17 protein-coding genes are annotated in these 18,659 nt (G+C 65.7%); 13 read left to right on the forward strand and 4 right to left on the reverse strand.

Translation table 11 applies throughout. The features are described 5' to 3' along the window. The first annotated feature begins 3 nt into the window (after positions 1 to 3). Entirely contained in the window at positions 4 to 972 is a 969-nt protein-coding gene (locus ASE39_RS21505) for a LysR family transcriptional regulator (RefSeq protein ID WP_057272464.1), read from the forward strand. Here the strand turns inward: ASE39_RS21505 and ASE39_RS21510 are convergent, their stop codons facing one another. From ASE39_RS21510 to bfr, 3 genes are all read right to left on the reverse strand, one after another. Next, positions 973 to 2,148, reverse strand: coding sequence for an MFS transporter (locus tag ASE39_RS21510; protein ID WP_057272544.1), 1,176 nt, complete (start codon positions 2,146 to 2,148; stop codon positions 973 to 975). A gap of 76 nt (positions 2,149 to 2,224) precedes the next feature. Then, entirely contained in the window at positions 2,225 to 3,238 is a 1,014-nt protein-coding gene (locus ASE39_RS21515) for a helix-turn-helix domain-containing protein (RefSeq protein ID WP_057272465.1), read from the reverse strand. 148 nt (positions 3,239 to 3,386) lie between these two features. Next, the gene (gene bfr / locus ASE39_RS21520; RefSeq protein ID WP_057272466.1) at positions 3,387 to 3,854 is read right to left on the reverse strand and encodes a bacterioferritin; all 468 of its coding nucleotides are present in this window, start codon (positions 3,852 to 3,854) and stop codon (positions 3,387 to 3,389) included. Between the two features lie 248 nt (positions 3,855 to 4,102). On the opposite strand from bfr, the gene lgt reads away from it, so the two are divergent. The 6 genes from lgt to ASE39_RS21550 all read left to right on the forward strand — a co-directional run bounded on the left by lgt (position 4,103) and on the right by ASE39_RS21550 (position 11,482). Further along, positions 4,103 to 4,927, forward strand: coding sequence for a prolipoprotein diacylglyceryl transferase (gene lgt / locus ASE39_RS21525; RefSeq protein ID WP_057272467.1), 825 nt, complete (start codon positions 4,103 to 4,105; stop codon positions 4,925 to 4,927). Positions 4,928 to 5,537: 610 nt separating this feature from the next. Then, positions 5,538 to 6,206, forward strand: coding sequence for a GntR family transcriptional regulator (locus tag ASE39_RS21530; protein WP_010460633.1), 669 nt, complete (start codon positions 5,538 to 5,540; stop codon positions 6,204 to 6,206). Beyond that, positions 6,206 to 7,750: a malonyl-CoA decarboxylase gene (locus tag ASE39_RS21535; RefSeq protein ID WP_057272468.1), complete on the forward strand. Its 1,545-nt coding sequence runs from the start codon at positions 6,206 to 6,208 to the stop codon at positions 7,748 to 7,750. Before ASE39_RS21530 ends, ASE39_RS21535 begins: the two co-directional genes overlap by 1 nt. Positions 7,751 to 7,897: 147 nt before the next feature. Further along, entirely contained in the window at positions 7,898 to 8,899 is a 1,002-nt protein-coding gene (locus tag ASE39_RS21540; protein WP_010460637.1) for a tripartite tricarboxylate transporter substrate binding protein, read from the forward strand. A gap of 140 nt (positions 8,900 to 9,039) precedes the next feature. Continuing rightward, on the forward strand, positions 9,040 to 9,843 hold the full coding sequence (locus ASE39_RS21545; protein ID WP_057272469.1) for an enoyl-CoA hydratase/isomerase family protein: 804 nt from the start codon (positions 9,040 to 9,042) through the stop codon (positions 9,841 to 9,843). A 64-nt stretch (positions 9,844 to 9,907) separates the two neighbouring features. After that, complete coding sequence (locus ASE39_RS21550) at positions 9,908 to 11,482, forward strand: malonyl-CoA synthase (RefSeq protein ID WP_057272470.1); 1,575 nt, start codon at positions 9,908 to 9,910, stop codon at positions 11,480 to 11,482. A gap of 57 nt (positions 11,483 to 11,539) precedes the next feature. On the opposite strand, the gene ASE39_RS21555 is transcribed toward ASE39_RS21550, so the two are convergent. After that, positions 11,540 to 12,499, reverse strand: coding sequence for a LysR substrate-binding domain-containing protein (locus ASE39_RS21555; RefSeq protein ID WP_057272471.1), 960 nt, complete (start codon positions 12,497 to 12,499; stop codon positions 11,540 to 11,542). Between the two features lie 227 nt (positions 12,500 to 12,726). Between ASE39_RS21555 and ASE39_RS21560 the strand changes: the two genes are divergently transcribed. The 6 genes from ASE39_RS21560 (at position 12,727) to ASE39_RS21585 (ending at position 18,564) form a co-directional block, all read left to right on the forward strand. Beyond that, positions 12,727 to 13,959 (forward strand): amidohydrolase family protein, encoded by a 1,233-nt coding sequence (locus tag ASE39_RS21560; protein WP_056747221.1) that lies wholly within the window; start codon positions 12,727 to 12,729, stop codon positions 13,957 to 13,959. Between the two features lie 45 nt (positions 13,960 to 14,004). Next, positions 14,005 to 15,225, forward strand: a complete 1,221-nt coding sequence (locus ASE39_RS21565) for an ABC transporter substrate-binding protein (protein WP_057272472.1) — start codon at positions 14,005 to 14,007, stop codon at positions 15,223 to 15,225. 92 nt (positions 15,226 to 15,317) lie between these two features. Beyond that, positions 15,318 to 16,193, forward strand: coding sequence for a branched-chain amino acid ABC transporter permease (locus ASE39_RS21570; RefSeq protein WP_057223312.1), 876 nt, complete (start codon positions 15,318 to 15,320; stop codon positions 16,191 to 16,193). A gap of 12 nt (positions 16,194 to 16,205) precedes the next feature. Further along, complete coding sequence (locus tag ASE39_RS21575) at positions 16,206 to 17,087, forward strand: branched-chain amino acid ABC transporter permease (protein ID WP_057223313.1); 882 nt, start codon at positions 16,206 to 16,208, stop codon at positions 17,085 to 17,087. After that, positions 17,084 to 17,854: an ABC transporter ATP-binding protein gene (locus tag ASE39_RS21580; protein WP_082615539.1), complete on the forward strand. Its 771-nt coding sequence runs from the start codon at positions 17,084 to 17,086 to the stop codon at positions 17,852 to 17,854. Before ASE39_RS21575 ends, ASE39_RS21580 begins: the two co-directional genes overlap by 4 nt. After that, positions 17,851 to 18,564, forward strand: coding sequence for an ABC transporter ATP-binding protein (locus ASE39_RS21585; protein WP_057272474.1), 714 nt, complete (start codon positions 17,851 to 17,853; stop codon positions 18,562 to 18,564). The genes ASE39_RS21580 and ASE39_RS21585 overlap by 4 nt, the downstream gene beginning before the upstream one ends. Positions 18,565 to 18,659 lie beyond the last annotated feature (95 nt).

The raw sequence follows: 18,659 nt of genomic DNA on the forward strand, positions 1-18,659 counted from the left end.
GCCATGAAAGAAACCCTCATCGACGTCCGCGCCTGGCGCCAGTTCGTGGCCGTGGCCGAAGAACTGCACTTCGGCCGCGCCGCCATCCGCCTGCACATGACGCAGCCGCCGCTGACCCAGGCCATCGCGCAGATGGAGCGGTCGCTGGGCGTGGTGCTGTTCGACCGCACGCGCCGGCGCGTGGCGCTGACCCCGGCGGGCGAGACCCTGCTGCCCGACGTGCGTGACTTTCTGGAGCGCGCGCAGGCGCTGCCCGTGCGCGCGCGTGCGGCGGCGGCGGGCGAGGTGGGGCGGGTGCGGCTGGCCTTTGTCTCCACCATCGGCTTCGAGCGGCTGCCCGAGTGGGTGCGCGACTTTCGCGTGCTGTGCCCGCAGGTGGCGCTGGAGCTGGTGGAGGCCACGGGCGACGTGCAGCGTGCACTGTTCTCGCGCGGTGAACTCGATGCGGGGCTGATGCTGCATTCACCCGGATTCGCGCCGCCCGAACTCGCGCGGCTGGCCGTGGCGGAGGAGCCCCTGGTGCTGGCGCTTCCGGTCAGCCACCCTTTGGCGCTGGCGCCACGCCTGGATCTGCCCGATGTGCTGGCAGAGCCCCTGGTGATCTTTCCGCGCCGCATCGTCCCCTCGTTGCATGACGCTATCTTCGCGCTGTACCACGCGGCCGGCCGCGTGCCCGTGGTGGCGCAGGAGGCCATCCAGATGCAGACCATCGTCAACCTGGTGTGGGGCGGCCTGGGCGTGGCCTGGGTGCCCGAGAGCGTGACCCAGTTCCGCCGAGAGGGCGTGGTGTACCGCGCGGCCGACGCGTTCGGGCCGGCCGCCACTGGCAGGGCGCGGGTCAAGGCACCGAAGGCCGTGCCCGACCCCCTGCTGCCCGTGTGCGAGACCAGCCTGGTGTGGCCCGCCGCGCTCGACAACCCGGCCCTGGCCCGGTTCATCGACTTCGTGCGCGAGCGTTCGGCGGCGGCCTGATCAGCCCGCAGCGACGGGCACCCTTCGCCCCCGCACGAACAGCAGCCCTGCAGCCACGGCCAGCAGCGGCAGCGCCACCGCGTTGATGGCTGTCCAGCCGACTCCGCTGAGCAGCGCCCCCGAGGCGAAAGACATCATCGCCGCCACGATGCCGTTGGCCAGCTGCATCAGCGCCTGGGCCTGCCCACGCTCTTCGGGGGCATGGTTCTCCGCCAGCAGCGTCGTGCCCGATATCACCATCAGGTTCCAGCCCGTACCCAGCAGAAACGAGCTGGCCAGAAACTCGGTGAACGAGAGGCCCGACAGTGCCACCACCGCGCTGGCCGCAAGGCACGCCGCACCCACTGCCGCCACCGCGCGGCTGCCAAAGCGGTCCACCAGCACGCCCGAGAACAGCGCGGGCGCGAACATGCCGATCACGTGCCACTGGATCACCTGCGCCGCCGATGCCGCCGAAAAACCGCACACCTCCATCGCCAGCGGCGTGGCGTTCATCACCAGAATCATCAGGCCGTGGCCGATGGCCGTCATCACCACAGCCGCGCGCAGGCCGGGGCGGGCCAGCAGGGCGCGCATGGCGGCCATGCCGCCCGCTGCCGGCTTGGGCGCCACACCCTCGCGCAGCCGTGCTATCACCACCCAGCCCAGCGCGGCCAGCGCCGCAATGGCCAGGTAGGCGCCCGCGAGCGGCGTGGCCAGCAGGTTGCGCGACCACAGCGCCAGCGGCGGCGCGAACACCGCTGCGCACAGGCCGCCCGCCACCACACAGGCTGCGGCACGGCCTTTCTGCATGGGGTCGACCGCCTCCAGCGCCGCATAGGTGTAGTAGCCCGACGATGCCTGGTACGCACCGATGGCCAGCGTGCCCGCGCAGAACACCGCAAAGCTGCCCCACTGCACGCCCACCATGCTCACCAGCCCGCCCGCCACACCAAAGAGCGCGCCGGCCTGCAGCCCCGCACGCCGCCCCCGGCGCTGCATGAAGAGCGACAGCGGCTGCACCGCCACCAGGTTGCCCAGCACCAGCAGCGCCAGCGGCAGCGTGGCCAGCACAGGCCAGGGCGCCAGCCGCGCGCCCACGATGGAGGTGAGCGTGATGCCGATGATGGAGCAGCCCCAGTACAGGGCCTGGCCCGCAAACAGCAGGCGAACGGACGCATTGCGCAAAAGCAGCATGGAATGACTTTCGGTGGCGCGCCGCATGGGCGCAAAGCAAGGGCGGTGGGGGAGAGAGGGCGCGGTGGGGCGAGAGTCAGTCGAGCAGCGCCCCCACGCCAAAGCGCTGCGCATACGCCTGCGGGCTCACGGCGCGGTGCTTGTGAAAGCTGCGGCGCAGGTTCTCGGGGTGCTCGAAGCCGCACAGCCGTGCCACGGTGGAGACAGACGCCTGGGCCTGCGAAAGTAACGTGGAGGCGGCCTCGACGCGAACTCGCTCCACGTAGCGCCCGGGCGTGGTGCCCAGCTCGCGCTGGAACACCCGTGTCAGCGTGCGCGGCGGCATGCAGGCCCGCTCGGCCAGCGCATCCAGCGACAGGTCGCCGCCCAGCTGTGTGGGAATCCATTCCAGCAGCGCTGCCAGCCGCGGCGCATGCCGGGTCTCGGGCGCCAGCAGCGCGCTGAACTGCGCCTGTCCGCCCGGGCGTCGCATGAACATCACCAGCCGCCGCGCTACGGCCAGCGCCATGGGGCGGCCCAGGTCGGCCTCCACCAGCGCCAGCGCCAGGTCGATGCCCGCTGTGACACCGGCCGATGTGAACAGGTGGCCGTACACAGCGCTGGACGCTTCGTAGGTGTGCAAGCAGTCATCGTCCACCTGCACGGAGGGGTAGTTGCGGCGCATCAGGTCGGTGCGGCACCAGTGGGTGGTGGCATGCAACCCGTCGAGCAGCCCGGCATGCGCCAGCAGCAGCGCGCCCGAGCACACTGAGCCCATGCGGCGCACCTGCGGCTCTGCGCCGCGCAGCCATTGCTGCAGTGCGGTGTTGTCCAGTTGCGCCGTGACACCATCGCCGCCGGCGACCAGCACGGTGTCCAGCTGCGCCGGGTCCAGCGTGGCCCAGCCGGCATCGGCCACCAGCGCGAATCCTGCCGATGTGGTGACGGGCCCCGCGGCCTCGGCCACCAAGCGCAGTGCATATGCCGGCGGCAGGCCGTGGCCCGCGCGCTCGGCATTGGCTGAGCCGAAGACCTGTAAGGGGCCGGCCGCGTCCAGGCTCATGACGTCGGGGTAGATCAGGCACGCCACGGTGCGGATGGATGGAGGCATGAGGGCAGTGTCGGCGTTTGCCGGGTTGGCTGCAATGACAACAATCCCACATATCTGGCCACATCATCCAGTCGAGGGCGCCCATGAAAAAGGCACCTCGCGAGGTGCCTGGATCGATCATCGGGCGGTGTGGGCGCCCGGCGGCAGATCAAGCCGTTTGCGACTGCAGGTAGTTTTGCAGGCCCACCTTGTCGATCAGTCCGATCTGCTTTTCCAGCCAGTAGGCGTGGTCTTCTTCGGTATCGCGCAGTTGCACCAGCAGCAGGTCGCGGCTCACGTAGTCGCCCACGCTCTCGCACAGCGCAATGCCCTGCTGCAGGGCGGCACGCACTTCGTATTCGGTGGCCAGGTCCTTCTTCAGCATGTCCGGCACGGTCTCGCCGGGGGTGAACTCCTTGGGGCGCATGTCGGGGCGGCCGCCCAGCATCAGGATGCGGCGCAGCAAGGCGTCGGCGTGCTGGGTTTCTTCCTGCATCTCGTGGTCGAGGCGGGTGAAGAGCTTGGTGAAGCCCTGGTCTTCATAGATGCGCGAATGCGCGAAGTACTGGTCGCGCGCGGCCAGCTCGCCGCGCAGCAGATCCTTGAAATAGTCGATGACCTGGGGGTTTCCCTGCATGTGTTTTTCCTTGTTTTGATGCGGGGAGTATCGCGCCGACAGCGGCAATCGCCGGCGATTCCCCCGTGCTGTCGCTCTGTATGCGTACTGGGATCAGGCGCGTTCGCATTCAATGGGGCGTGGCGCGATGCGGGCGCATTGGCGGCCGTGTGTCTTCGTGGGGCCGCGGCCGAGTGTCTCTTGTCCCGGTGGCGCGCAGGGCCGTGGTTCGCCAATGGTCTTCGACGCGCGGGCACAATACCGCCCAAATGCTGACGTACCCCCACATCGACCCCATCGCCCTGCAATTGGGCCCGCTGGCCATCCACTGGTATGGCCTGACCTATCTCGCGGCTTTTGGCCTGTTCATGCTGCTGGGCATCCGGCGCCTGCGGCACGAGCCCTTTGCGTCCATCGCCGGCGCGGGGGCCTGGTCGCGCAAGGACGTGGAAGACATCCTCTTTCTCGGCGTGGCCGGTGTGGTGGTTGGCGGGCGCCTGGGCTACTGTCTGTTTTACAAGCCCGGCTACTACCTGAGCCATCCGCTGGAGATTTTTGCGGTGTGGCAGGGTGGCATGGCATTCCATGGCGGGCTGCTCGGGGTGATCGTGGCCATGCTGTGGTTTGCGCATTCGCGCAAGCGGCCGTGGCTGCAGGTGGCGGATTTCGTGGCGCCCTGCGTGCCCACCGGTCTCGCGGCCGGGCGCGTGGGTAACTTCATCAATGGCGAACTATGGGGCCGCTTTGCCAGCCCGGACCTGCCGTGGGGCATGGTGTTCGCACACAGCGGCTCCATGCAGCCGCGCCATCCGTCCCAGGTCTACCAGTTCCTGCTGGAAGGGTTGCTGCTGTTCGTCCTGCTGTGGCTGTATGCGCGCAAGGAGCGCCGCCAGGGCCAAGTGGCTGCGGCCTTCCTGGTGGGCTATGGCGTGTTCCGTTTCGTTGCCGAGTATTTCCGTGAGCCCGACAGCTTTCTGGGACTGCTGTCGCTGGGCATGAGCATGGGCCAGTGGCTGTGCCTGCCGATGATCGCAGCGGGTGTCCTGTTGTGGCTGTGGGCGCAGCGCCAGCCGGTGGGGACGCAAAAAATCTGATGAAAATGACATCTGGCGCTTATTGAATATGCGCTGGCAGCTATTGAAAATATAGCGCTTTGTCGCAAGAGCTGCGACAGGTGCTCTGCGCTTGGGACCGGTGCGAGGTCCTTGGTGATGGAGTTCAGGTAGCGCGAGGTGCCGGGCAGCGGAAATCCGTGCGACGTTGTTGGGGCGTGCCGCTGGTGCCTGTGGCGTGAGACTGCGGCAGCAACATCTGGACGGCCTGGGCGAGGCCGTGCGATTGGGACGCCACTGTGGCCCGATGACTTGCCCGCTGGGTGCTGCGGGGGAGGGGCTTTCCACGGGCGAGCCGCCATGGCGAGTTGAAGCTGAATGGCTCCGCAGAAAAGGCCGAAGAACGGCAAGTCGGGCCCGCCGAAGCCCGGCATTTGCCCACTACATGTTGCGCCACCGCCGCAAGACACAGGTTTTTACCCAATAGCCTCCAGATTCGGAGGTTTTCTCTTGTTATTTTACGTAATTATGAGAAATTACGAATATGTGCAAACAAAGCAATTGTTTGCAGGCATTTGGATACACGTTGGCAGCAAAAGCTGCAGGCCAATGGTCCGCCCGTGATTGATCACCCTGGAGTTTTACCCGCACCATGCGCCCGGTTCCCAATTCATTGCACGACGAAGCGGCCTCGCGTTTGCGCGAGCAGATCTTTGCTGGTGCCTTGCCACCCGGGAGCTTTCTGGACGAGGCGGCCCTGTGCGAGCGGCTGGCGATTTCGCGCACACCGCTGCGCGAGGCGCTCAAGGTGCTGGTGGCAGAAGGCCTGCTGCGCCACGAGCCACGGCGGGGCTGCTTCGTGGCCGAGATCACCGAACGTGATCTGGACGACCTGTTTCCGGTGATCGCGTTGCTGGAGGGGCGTGCCGCCCATGAGGCCACGCGCAAGGCGGGCGCGGCGGATGTGGCTGCGCTCGATGTGCTGCACCAGCGGCTGCAGCAGTTTGCGTCCGAAGGCCTCATCGCCGACTACTACGAAGCCAACTACGCCATCCACGAAGCCTTCATCACGCTGGCAGACAACCGCTGGCTGGCTCAGGTGATCGGCGATTTGCGAAAAATTCTGCGCCTGGCGCGGGCGCAGACGCTGCATGTGCCGGGCCGCCTCCAGCAAAGCCTGGCCGAGCACCTGGCCGTGTTCGCCGCGCTCAAGGCGCGCGACTGCGACGCCGCCGAAGAGGCCATGCGCAACCACTTGTTGCGCCAGCGCGATGCGCTGCGCGACGTAGCCCGCAACCAGCAATCGAGGCTGACACCATGATGAACAGTACCCCCGAATGGATCGCGCGCAGCGTGTCGCGCCTGCGCACCGCCGCGCCTGCAGCAGACAAGGCTGCAGAAAAATCAGCCGATAAGACCTCCGATAAAACGGGCGACAAGGCTGGCGACAAGGCGACCGACAGACCAGCCCGGGCCGGGCTCGACAAATCCGTGTCCGATGTGGTGGCCAAGGTGGCCGTGCCGCGCTCCACGCACGAGCGGCTGCAGGCCACGCTGCGGCGTGGGCAAGAGGCGTTGTCGCCCCGTGCGCTGCGCCGCCTGTTGACCGATCTGCAGGAGGTGGTGGCGCCCCAGGTCAGCGAACTCGAAGGCGGGCGCCGCGCCCAGGCCGTGGCCGAGTGGTACGCCAAGGCCGAGCCTGAGGAGCGGCGCGACATGTGGCTCTTGATGTGCGAGCAATTTGCGCCGGACGCCACGCGCTTCAAGTCGGCCCGCCAGCGTTACGAGGCTGCGGCCGGAACGGCCGAAGAGGGCCAGGCCGAGATCAGTCTGCGCCGTGCGCTGGTGTCGCCGCGCACGCGCTTGTTGCAGCGGTTTTCGGTGTCCCCCGAAGGCATGCGTTTCTTGCTCGACATGCGTGCCGAGCTGCTGCCCCTGCTCAAGGCCGACAAGCGCCTGCTGGCGCTGGATGCCGAGCTGGAGCACCTGTTCTCGACCTGGTTCGACGTGGCGTTTCTGGAGCTGCGCCGCCTGTCGTGGGACTCGCCCGCTTCGCTGATCGAAAAGCTCATCAAGTACGAGGCCGTGCATGACATCCGCAGCTGGGCTGACCTGAAGAATCGGCTCGACAGCGACCGCCGCTGCTACGGCTTCTTTCACCCGCGCCTGCCCGACGAGCCGCTGATCTTTGTGGAGGTGGCGCTGGTGGACAAGATCTCTTCCAGCATCACGCCTTTGCTGGACGAAGCGGCGGCGCCGGCTGACATCGGGCGCGCCACCACGGCGATCTTCTATTCGATCAGCAACACCCAGACCGGCCTGCGCGGTGTGAGCTTTGGTGACTCGCTCATCAAGCATGTGGTGGAGACCCTGACTGCCGAGTTTCCCCGGCTGCGCACCTTTGCCACGCTGTCGCCCATCCCTGGCTTTCGCTCCTGGCTGGGCAAGCATGCGGGTGCGATGCTGGAGCGCCTGGACGACAAGCGCCGTTCCGAACTGGGGCGCGCCGTGGGCTTTGAGCCCCCCCAGGCGACCCACCTGCTGGCGGCGCTCGACAAGGCCACCGAGCTGGATGCCAAGTCGCCCGTGCGCCAGATGCTGATGGAGTGCGCCGCGCGCTACCTGGGCCGTGAACTGCAGGAGGGCAAACCGGTGGACCCTGTGGCCCGGTTCCACCTGGGCAATGGCGCGCGGGTGGAGCGCCTGAACTGGGCGGGAGACCCGTCCAACAAAGGACTGAAACAATCGTATGGGTTGATGGTGAATTACCTGTACGACTTGAAGCGCATCGACAAGCACCGCAGCTTGCTCGCGCAGGGCAAGGTGCCGGTGTCGGGGGACATCGACAGCCTGTGCCGCGACTGACCGCAGGCCCTGCTGCCGGGCAATGCCATCATCGTCATCATTGGCGCAGAAAATGGTGCGCCACATCGGGCAAGCAGCCGGTGTGAGTGGTGCTTGGCATGGTGGGGTCCTGCATTCCCTTTTTACAACGACGACAGGAGACAAGAAATGAAAGACATGCGAATGCAGCGCCGAGATGTGCTGTTGGGGGCGGCTGCCACAGGCCTGGGGCTGGCCACGGGGGCCGGGCCTGTATGGGCGCAGGCATCGGCCTGGCCGACCAAGCCGGTGAATCTGGTGGTACCGTTCCCTGCGGGCGGCGGCACCGACGCCTTTGCGCGCCCGCTGGCGGCGCAGTTCTCCAAGGTGACTGGCAAGACGCTCGTGATTGACAACCGGGGTGGTGCGGGCGGCACCGTGGGGGCCAGCTTTGCTTCCAAGGCCGCGCCGGATGGCTACACGCTTTTCATGGGGGCTGTGCACCACGCCATTGCGCCGTCGATGTATCCCAAGCTCGACTACGACATCGAGAAGGATTTCATCCCGCTGTTCCTGCTGGCCAACGTGCCCCAGGTGGTGGTGGTCAACCCCAAGAACGTGCCGGTCAGCAACTTCCAGCAATTCATCGAATACGTGAAGCGCAACCCCGCCAAGCTCAACTATGGCTCGGCGGGTGCGGGCACGTCGCACCACCTGGCCGGTGAGCTTTTCAAGCAGCAGACCAACACCTTCATCACCCACATCCCGTACCGGGGCGCGGGCCCCGCGTTGCAAGACCTTATCGGTGGCAATGTGGACATGATGTTTGACGGCCTCGGCTCGTCGGCCACCCACATCAAGAGCGGCCGCATCAAGGCGCTCATGGTGTCTGGCCCCAAGCGCAACGCGGCCTTCCCGGACGTGCCTTGTGCCTCCGAGGTGGGCTTGCCCGACTACACCGTGACCACCTGGTACGGCCTGTGGGCGCCCAAGGGCACACCCGCTGACGTGCAGGCGCGCATCGTGGATGAAGTGCGCAAGCTGGGGGGCGCAGAAGAGCTCAAGACCATCTGGGCCAACAACGGCGCCGAATACGGCGGCCTGACCCAGCCGCAGTTTGCCGCCATGGTCAGCAGCGAGGTCAAGCGCTGGGCGGCGGTGGTGAAGGCTTCTGGCGCAAAACTTGATTAACCTCCTGAGGCGCTTCGCGCCATCCCCCTGAGGGGGATGCCACCCGTGGCCTGGCAGAGCCAGTTCCACGGTGGCACTGGCGATGGCGTTGCGCCAGTTGTTGTGGGGCGTGGACTTTGCAATCGTGATGGACAACGAATATGTCGGGTGAAGTGTTGATGGATGCCGGTGAGCGTGGTGTGGTGCATGTCACCTTGCGCCATGCTGGGCGGCTGAACGCGATGTCGCGGGGCATGTGGCGGCAGCTGCGCGAGGTGTTTGAAGACATCCAGCGCCGCAGCGATGTGCGCTGTGTGCTCATCGCGGGTGAGGGCGATGCCTTCTGTGCGGGCGGGGACATTTCGGAATACCCGGGTTTTCGGTTTGACGCGGCTGCCTTGCGCGACTTTCATGAGAACGATGTCTGGGGCGGGCTGAACGCCATGCTTTTGTGCGACGTGCCCGTCGTGGCCCAGATCAGCGGTGCCTGCATGGGCGCTGGGGTGGAGATTGCCAGCTGCTGCGACATCCGTGTTGCGGGCAGCGCCGCCCGATTTGGTGCCCCCATCGCCAAGCTCGGTTTCCCCATGGCCCCGCGCGAGGCGCAGTTGGTGGCCGGTGCCCTGGGCGACATGACGGCCCGGCAGATGCTGCTGGAAGCCGCCACCTTCAGTGCTGCCGACATGCTGGAGCGGGGTTTCTTAAGCCGGGTGGTGGCCGACGACAGGGTGGCCACCGAGGCCTTGGGCAGCGCGCAGCGCATTGCAGCATTGGCACCCCAGGCGGCCCGCATGAACAAACAAACATTTCGAGCATTAAAAGTGCCCCTGGCGCTTGATGGTAAAGCGCAAAATGCTATGAAAAATATAGCATTCGATCCGCCCAATCCCTACGCGTATGCGGACAGCGCCGAGCACCGAGAAGGCATCACCGCGTTTCTTGAAAAACGCGCTCCCGTGTTCTGACGGGCCTTGCCCATTTTTTTTGTTGATCTGACCTTTTGCAACTCTGCAACTTTGCACCACTGCCATGAGCCAACACAACCTCTTCAGCGCCCTGCGCGCAGCTTTCCCTGCAGACCTGGACAGCACCGCCGTCGAAACAACGGCGCCCGATGGCGCCCCGCTGCTCTACACCTGGGCCGACCTGGACCACGCCAGCGCGCGCATCGCCAACCTGCTCACCGCGCTGAAACTGCCTGAAGGCAGCCGCGTGGCCGTGCAGGTCGAGAAGTCGGTCGAAGCGATGCTGCTGTACCTCGCCACCTTGCGTGCGGGCTATGTGTTTTTGCCCCTCAACACGGCGTACCAGAGCGCCGAGATTGAATACTTCATCGGCAACGCCGAGCCTGCGGTGGTGGTGTGCAGCCCTGGCAACTTCGGCTGGGTGTCCAAGATAGCGTTCACGCTCGGCACGCAGCATGTATTCACCCTGGGCGATGATCGCACCGGCAGCCTGCTGGACCGCGCCGCGCACCATGGCGACAGGCACATGCCTGTGCAGCGCAAGGCGGACGACCTGGCCGCCATCCTGTACACAAGCGGCACCACGGGCCGCAGCAAGGGCGCCATGCTTACGCACGGCAACCTGCTGTCGAACGCACAGGTGCTCAAGGACTATTGGGGCTGGACGGCTACCGGAGGGCCTGAAGGCCGTGGTGATGTGCTGATCCATGCGCTGCCCATCTTCCACGTGCATGGCCTGTTCGTGGCCATCCATGGCGCGCTCATCAATGGCAGCAAGATGATCTGGTTCAGCAAGTTCGACCCCAAGGCCGTGCTCGCTGCCATGCCCCGCGCCACCGTCTTCATGGGCGTACCCACACTCTATGTGCGCCTGCTGGCCGAGCCGGGGCTGAACAAAGAGGCCGCCAGGAACATGCGGTTGTTCGTCGCAGGCTCGGCGCCGCTGCTCATTGAGACCTTCAACGAATGGCAGCAGCGCACCGGCCACACCATCCTGGAGCGCTATGGCATGAGCGAGACCATCATGCTCACCTCCAACCCCTACGCGGCTGACAAGCGCCATGGCGGCCAGACCGAGCGGCGCGGCGCCACCGTGGGCTTCCCGCTGCCCGGCGTGGGCCTGCGCGTGGTGGACGACGCCAACAAACCGCTGCCCGTGGGCGAGATCGGCGCCATCCAGGTCAAGGGTCCCAACGTCTTCAAGGGCTACTGGCGCATGCCCGAGAAGACGGCCGAAGAGTTCACGCAAGACGGCTGGTTCAAGACCGGCGACGTGGGCAAGGTGGACGCGCGCGACTACGTGAGCATCGTGGGCCGCAGCAAGGACCTCATCATCAGCGGCGGCTACAACGTGTACCCGGCCGAGATCGAAGGCTACATCAACGACCTGCCGGGCGTGGCCGAAAGTGCGCTGGTGGGCGTGCCACACCCCGACTTTGGCGAGGTGGGCGTGGCCGTGGTGATTGCCAAGCCCGGCGCACAGCTCAACCCTGAGGCCATCGTGGCGTCGCTCAAGTCGCAGCTCGCCAACTTCAAGATCCCGAAGAAGTGTTTTGTGGTGCCCGAACTGCCCCGCAACACCATGGGCAAGGTGCAAAAGAACCTGCTGCGGGATCAGCACAAGGGGCTGTTTGCCTGATGTGGACCCGAGGGTGGGTGTGCTGCGCCAGCTGCGCGGGGTCACTCACCCCGCCGTCTAACCCGCCGCAGAGGCCTGGGGGTTGCAGAAAATGCAGGGCGTAGCGGCTGGCGCCGCGGCGTCCTCGGCATGGTTGCAGCAGTGTTCCAGCCACCCCGCCACCAGCCGGTACACCGACAAATTGGTGCGTGCCGTGGGCGCACACAGGTAGTAGCCCAGCGGGCTGTCAAAGCGGTCTTTCAGGGGCTCTACGAGAGTGCCTGCCTGCAATTCGTCTTCCACCAGGCAGGTGGGCACGATGCCAACGCCAAAGCCTGAAACCGCTGCGCGGATGATGAGTGAATACAGGTTGAAGCCCGGCCCGAACCGGCTGGCGCTCGCGTCCAGGCCGTTGGCTTCCATCCAGTCCTGCCAGGCCAAAGGCACCTCAATGTGCTGCAGCAGCGTGGCGCGCATCAGGTCTTGCGGGGTGTTCAGGGGCAGGGCGGCCTGCAGTTGCGGGCTGCACACGATGCTGGTTTCCTTGCCAATCAGGTAGCGCGCATTGGCGCTGGGCCAGTTGCCGTAGCCGTACTGGATGGCAGCGTCGAACTCGTGCGGCGTCGCAAAGTCGTGCGCGTGCTGGTAACGCACAAAGTTCAGCGACACCTGCGGCAGCGTGCGCTTGAAGTGGCCCAGGCGCGGAAACAGCCACTGCGCCGCAAACGTGGGCGGCACGGACAGGTTGAGCGAGCCACCATCGCCCCCGTACGACATGAGCTGTGCCGTGGCCGATTCCAGCGCGGCCATGGCCGGACGGGTGGCGTTCAGGTAGGTAGCGCCTGCCTCGGTCAGCTCTAACCCCGTGGCCTTGCGGATGAACAGCTTCTGGCCCAGGTAGTCCTCCAGCGCCGCGATGTGGCGGCTGATGGCGCTTTGCGTCACGCACAGCTCGCGCGCGGCCATGGTGAAGGCCTGGTGCTTGGCGGCGGAGTGAAAGGCGTTCAGCTCAGAGATGGTGGGGCACAGGCGGCGCATAGATGTAGCCTAGGGGATATGAGTAGGGCTCATGGGATGGTGAGATTTTAGGCGTTGCGAATATGGGCAATTGGCCCGATAAATGCGTCCTGTGACAGCAACGTGTCAAGCGCCACACTCTGTAGATGCTGCAATGCACCAGATGGATGCTTGATGGTCTTCATGGCCCTCTGAAAAAGCAGGCTATGAGTAATTTTGAAGCCATCGCGCCCACTTTGACGAATCTCATGACCTCTTTGTTGATTGAAAACAGCCGTGTGCTGGATGTCCACGCGCTCACACTGCGCACCGGCCTGTCCGTTCTGGTGCAGGACGGCCGCATTGCAGCGGTAGGCACCGACCTGCAGGTGCCAGAAGGGACCACCACGCTCGACGCCAAGGGCATGACCCTGATGCCCGGCCTGATCGACTGCCACGTGCACGTGGTGGCGTCTTCGTTCAACCTGGGTGCCGTGGCCAAGATGCCCAACGTGTTCACCATGATGCGCTCGCTGCCCATCATGAAGGGCATGCTGGAGCGGGGTTTCACCACCGTGCGTGATGCGGGCGGCGCCGACTGGTCGCTGGCCGAGGCGGTGCGCACGGGGCTGGTGCAGGGGCCGCGCATCTTCCCTGCGGGCAAGGCGCTGTCGCAAACCGGCGGGCATGCGGATTTCCGTCAGCGCAACGATGACCTGGATGTGTGTTCGTGCGCCTACAAGCTCGGCAACATCGGCCGCGTGGTCGATGGCGTGGATGCTTGCCGCCTGGCGGTGCGTGAAGAAATTCTGAAGGGCGCCACGCAGATCAAGGTGATGGCTTCGGGCGGCGTGGCCTCGCCCAACGACCCGATTGGCAACCTGGGCTATTCCGAGGCCGAGCTGCACGCCATTGTGGAAGAGGCATCCAATGCCAACACCTATGTCATGGCCCACGCCTACACGCCCCGCGCCATCGCCCGCGCCGTGCGCTGCGGCGTGCGTACCATCGAGCACGGCAATCTGGTGGATGCGCCCACGGCAGAGTTCATGGCCGAGATGGGGGCTTTCATGGTGCCCACGCTCATCACCTACGAGGGCCTGGCCAACGAGGGCGAGCGTTATGGCCTGCCTGCGGTGTCGATTGCCAAGATCGATTCGGTGCGGGGCCAGGGCAAGCAGGCCATCGAGATCCTGGCCAAGGCGGGCGTGAAGATGGGCCTGGGCAGCGACTTGCTGGCCGAGACGCATTACCTGCAGTCGGACGAGTTGCGCCTGCGCGCGGAGATTCTGGGCAACGGCCCGGTGCTGCAGCAGGCCACGCTGATTGGCGCGGAGATTCTGGGCCAGCAAGGCCAGCTGGGCGAAGTCACGGCCGGTGCCATTGCCGACATCTTGCTGGTCGATGGCAACCCGCTCACCGACATCACCTGCCTGCTGAACCAGGGCGAGCGCATTCGCGCCATCGCCAAGGACGGCGTGTGGGTCAAGAACACCCTTTGAGTTCCTTTCATCCCCTCACCCCCATCCCCCCTACCGGAGATCACCATGCAACGTAGAAATTTCGTCAAGCTCGGCGGCGCCGCAGCGGCTCTGCAGTTCCTTCCCTCCATCGGTTTCAGCCAGCAAGGTGAGGTATTTCGGATTGGCTCGCTCACGCCCATCACCGGTGCAGGCAGCCCCTACGGCCCGGGCATGCAGCAGGCCATTCGCCTGGCCGTGGATGAGGTCAATGCCGCGGGCGGTGCCGGTGGACGCAAGCTGGAACTCTTCACCGAGGACGACCAGACCAAGCCCGACGCGGCCGTGCTGGCCGCCAAGAAGCTGATCGAGGTGAACAAGGTGCAGGCGGTGCTGGGCACCTGGGCCTCGGGCGTGACGCTGGCAGTGATGCCGCTGACCGACGCGGCAGGCATCATCCAGATGAACGTGTCGGGCGCGCCCGCCATTTCCACGCTGGACACCAAGGACCTGGTGTGGCGCTTTCAGGCCACCAACGACCGCTTTGGCGCTGCCTTTGCCGAGATCTGCTCCAAGCGCGGCTTCAAGCGCCCGGCCACGATGGCGTTCAACAACGCATCCGGCCTGGGCAACGTGGAAGGTTTCACCAAGGCCTGGGAGAAACGCGGCGGCAAGGTGGCGGCGCACGTCACGTACGAGCCCAGCCGCCCCAGCTACCGCAGCGAGCTGCAGAAGATTCTGGCGGCCAAGCCCGATGTGATCGTGATGGGCTCGTACCTGCCCGACACCACCATCATCCTGCGCGAGTGGTTCCAGTCCGGTGCGGACACCAAGTGGATCATCCCCGGCTGGGCGGCCAACCCCGATCTGGTGAAGGCCCTGGGCGCAGAGGTGTGCGAGGGCATCATTTCGGTGGACACGGTGTCCAACGAAAAGAGCGCCTCCTACGCCCAATTTGATGCCGCCTTCACCAAGGCCACGGGCAAGGCAGCCTCCACCAACATCTACGCAGCCATGGCGTACGACATGGTGATCTCGCTGGCGCTGGCCATGGAGGCTGCTGGTCCCAAGGCCACGGTAGAGCAGATCAACGCCAAGCTGCGCGATGTCTCCAACGCCCCCGGCACGGCCGTGTTCACCTTTGCCGAAGGCAAGGCGCAACTGGCCAAAAAGGCCAAGGTGAACTACGAAGGCGCATCGAGCAAGCTGGACTTTGACAAGGCGGGCGATGTGACGCCGGACTTTGGCGTGTTCATCATCGAAAAGGGCCAGCTGGTGCGGCGCGACGTGGTGTCCATCACGATGTGATGGACCGCGCCCGGTGCGCCTGCCAGGTGCAGGCCCCGGGCATTTTTTTGCGGCGCACAGCGCAGATGTGCACGGGATGACGGAATGACGCAATGACCTGGATCGACTTTGTAAACCTGCTGATCAACGGATTGATCGAAGGCCTGGTGGTGGCACTGCCTGCCCTGGCCATGACCCTGGTGATGGGCGTCAACCGCTTTCCCAACGCAGCCACGGGCGACATGCTCACCACTGGCGCCTACGCTGCCGTGGCGGTGCAGCTGCTGGGGGGCTGGCCGCTGTGGGCGGCGGCGCTCATCAGCATGGTGGTCACGGCCGTGGTGTCGGCGGGCTCGTACACGCTGATCTTTCGCAAGCTGGCCGGGCGGCCCATGGTGTCGTCCATGCTCGCGGCCATTGGCCTCGGGTTTCTGCTGCGCAGCCTGATCGGTTTCTTTGCCGGGCATGACCAGCGTACGTTTGACCTGCCCCTGGTGCGCGCCTGGAACTTTGGCGGCATTCGCGTGTTGCCCACCGACCTGGCCATTGCGGCGGTGGCCGCCGTTTGCCTGCTGGTGGTGTTTGTGCTGATCTACCGCACCAGCTTTGGCCGCCAGCTGCGTGCCGTGGCCGACAGTGCGGACCTGGCGCGGGCCAGCGGAATCCGTGCCAATGGGTTGATGCTGAGCCTTTGGTTGCTGGTGGGCGCGTTGTCCTCGCTGGGCGGCGTACTGCTGGGCATGAAGGCCGTGGTCAGCCCCGAGATGGGGTGGGAGAGCCTGATTCCCGCGTTTGCCGCCATGGTGCTGGGCGGCATCGGTAGCCCGGTGGGCGCGGTGCTGGGTGCGCTGCTGCTGTGCGTGGCGCAAGAGCTGGCGGTGCCGCTGATGGGGCCGTCGTACAAGCTGGTGCTGTCGTTTGTGGTGCTGGCCTTGGTGCTGCTGGTGCGCCCGGCGGGCATCATGGGCCGCGTGCAGCTGGTGCGGTAAGGAGTTCGACCGATGATTGCTTACCTGTGTGCCATTGGCATTGTGGCCCTTATCTACTGCCTGCTGGCGCTGGGCCTGAACCTGCAGTTCGGCCTGACCCGGTTGGTCAACTTTGGCGTCGTGGCGTTCTTTGCCGTGGGCGCCTACACATCAGGCCTGCTGGCGCTGCAAGGCGTGCCGCTGGTGCTGTGTTTTGTGGCGGCGGCCGTGCTCTCGGGCTTGCTGGCGCTGCCTATTGGCCTGCTGTCGCTGCGCTTGCGGGACGACTACCTGGCCATCGTGACGCTGGGTTTTTCGGAGGCGGTGCGCATCTCCATCCAGCAAGAAAGCTGGCTGACCAAGGGCGTGCAGGGCTTGCCCGGCTTGCCCAAGCTGTTTGCGTCCTGGGGCAGCGGTGTGTCGGACATGGCAATTTTTGCCACGCTGCTGGCGGTGGTCGTTGTGGTGGCCTGGGGCACGGTGCGCCTGGCGGCCAGCCCGTTTGGGCGGCTGCTCAAGGCCATTGGCGACGATGAGCCCGCGTTGTCGGCCCTGGGCAAGGACCCTGCCTGGTTCAAGGTGCAGGTGTTCATGCTGGGGGCGGCGCTGGCGGGTGTGGCAGGGGCGTTCTATGCGCACTTCATCACCTTCATCACGCCAGAGCAGTTCATCCCGCTCATCACGTTCTATGTGTGGATGGGACTGGTGATGGGCGGCTCAGGCACGGTGCGCGGCGCGGTGTTTGGCTCGCTGCTGCTCATGGTGTTTCTGGAGGGCTCGCGCTTTGCCAAGGACTGGGTGCCGGGCGTGTCAGAAGTTGGCATGGCCAGCCTGCGCCTGGCGGCGGTGGGCCTGGCGCTGATCCTGGTCACCCTGTACAAGCCCAACGGCCTGTTTGGAGGCAAAACCCAATGACCGCAACAACGATGCTGAAGGTGGAGGCCGTCACGCGGCAATTCGGGGGCTTCAAGGCGGTGGACGGTGTGTCGCTGCAATTGGGTGCGGGCGAGATTTTGGGCATTGCAGGCACCAACGGTGCGGGCAAAAGCACGCTGTTTGCCGCCATTGCCGGGCAGCAGCCAGCGGACGCGGGGCAGATCCAGTTTGAGGGGCAGGACATCACCCGCATGCCCCCCTACCGCCGCGCGCGGCTGGGGCTGGTGCGCACGTTCCAGATTCCGCGCGAGTTCAAGAGCCTCACGGTGCACGAGAACCTGATGGCGGCCGCCGCCAACCCGCAGGGGGAGCGGCTGGTGAATGCCTTCTTCCAGACGCGCAGCCTGCGCGAGCACGAGGCGCAGCTGTCTGCCAAGGCGGACCGCATCCTCCAGTTTTTGAACCTGGCGCGGGTGCGCGATGTGAAGGCGGGGGGCTTGTCGGGCGGGCAGAAGAAGCTGGTGGAGCTGGGCCGGGTGCTGATGCTGGACCCGCGCTGCATCCTGCTAGACGAGCCGTTTGCCGGGGTGAACCCGGTGCTGATCGAAGAGATTTGTGACCGCGTGCGCGAGCTGAACGGGCAGGGCATTGCGTTCATCGTGATCGAGCACCACCTGCAGGCGCTCAAGTCGCTCTCCAACCGCATGATCGTGATGGACCGGGGCTCCATCCTGGCCGAGGGCGACCCGCACACGGTGCTGGACGACCCACGCGTGCAGGAAGCCTATATGGGAGGGGTGGTATGAGCGGCGCAGACAACTTGCTGCAGATCGCGCAATTGCGCGGCGGGTATTCCGAGGTGGACATCATCCACGGCATTGACCTGACCGTGGCGCCGGGCGAGATCGTGACCATTGCGGGCACCAACGGTGCGGGCAAATCCACGCTGGTGAAGGCGCTGCTGGGCCTGTTGCCACGGGTGGCGGGCACCATCCACCTGGGTGGGCGCGACATCACGGCCTTGTCGGCCGAAGACCGCTTTGACGCAGGGCTGGCCTACGTGCCGCAGGTGGCCAATGTGTTCCCGTCGCTCACCGTGCGGGAGAACCTGTTGGTGGTGCGCGGCGTGGCAAACATCAAGCGCCGCATGGACGAGGTGCTGGCCGACTTTCCGGCGCTGGTGGAACGATTGCCTCAGCCCGCCAGCAACCTTTCGGGCGGCGAGCGCCAGCAACTGGCCTTTGCGCGGGCCCTCATGCCATCGCCGCGCATCATGGTGCTGGACGAGCCCACGGCGGCGCTGGCACCGTCACTTGTCGGCAAGGTATTTGACATGGTGCAGAAGCTGCCCGCCGCAGGCGTGGCGGTGCTGATGGTGGAGCAGCGCGCGCGCCAGGCGCTGCAGATCAGCCAGCAGGGCTACATCCTGGACCAGGGGCGGTGCGTGCTGCAGGGCCCCGCACACGGGCTGCTGGCCGATGAGCGCATGGCTCAGTTGTATTTGGGCAATCACTGAGCCGCTCGCAATCCAGCCGGCCATGAAAAAACCCCGCTAAGGCGTTGCGCCTTAGCGGGAATTGCTATCTATTTAATAGCTTGTAACGCTTGGTG

The organism is Acidovorax sp. Root267 (genome assembly GCF_001429215.1).
Taxonomy (GTDB): Bacteria; Pseudomonadota; Gammaproteobacteria; order Burkholderiales; family Burkholderiaceae_C; genus Acidovorax; species Acidovorax radicis.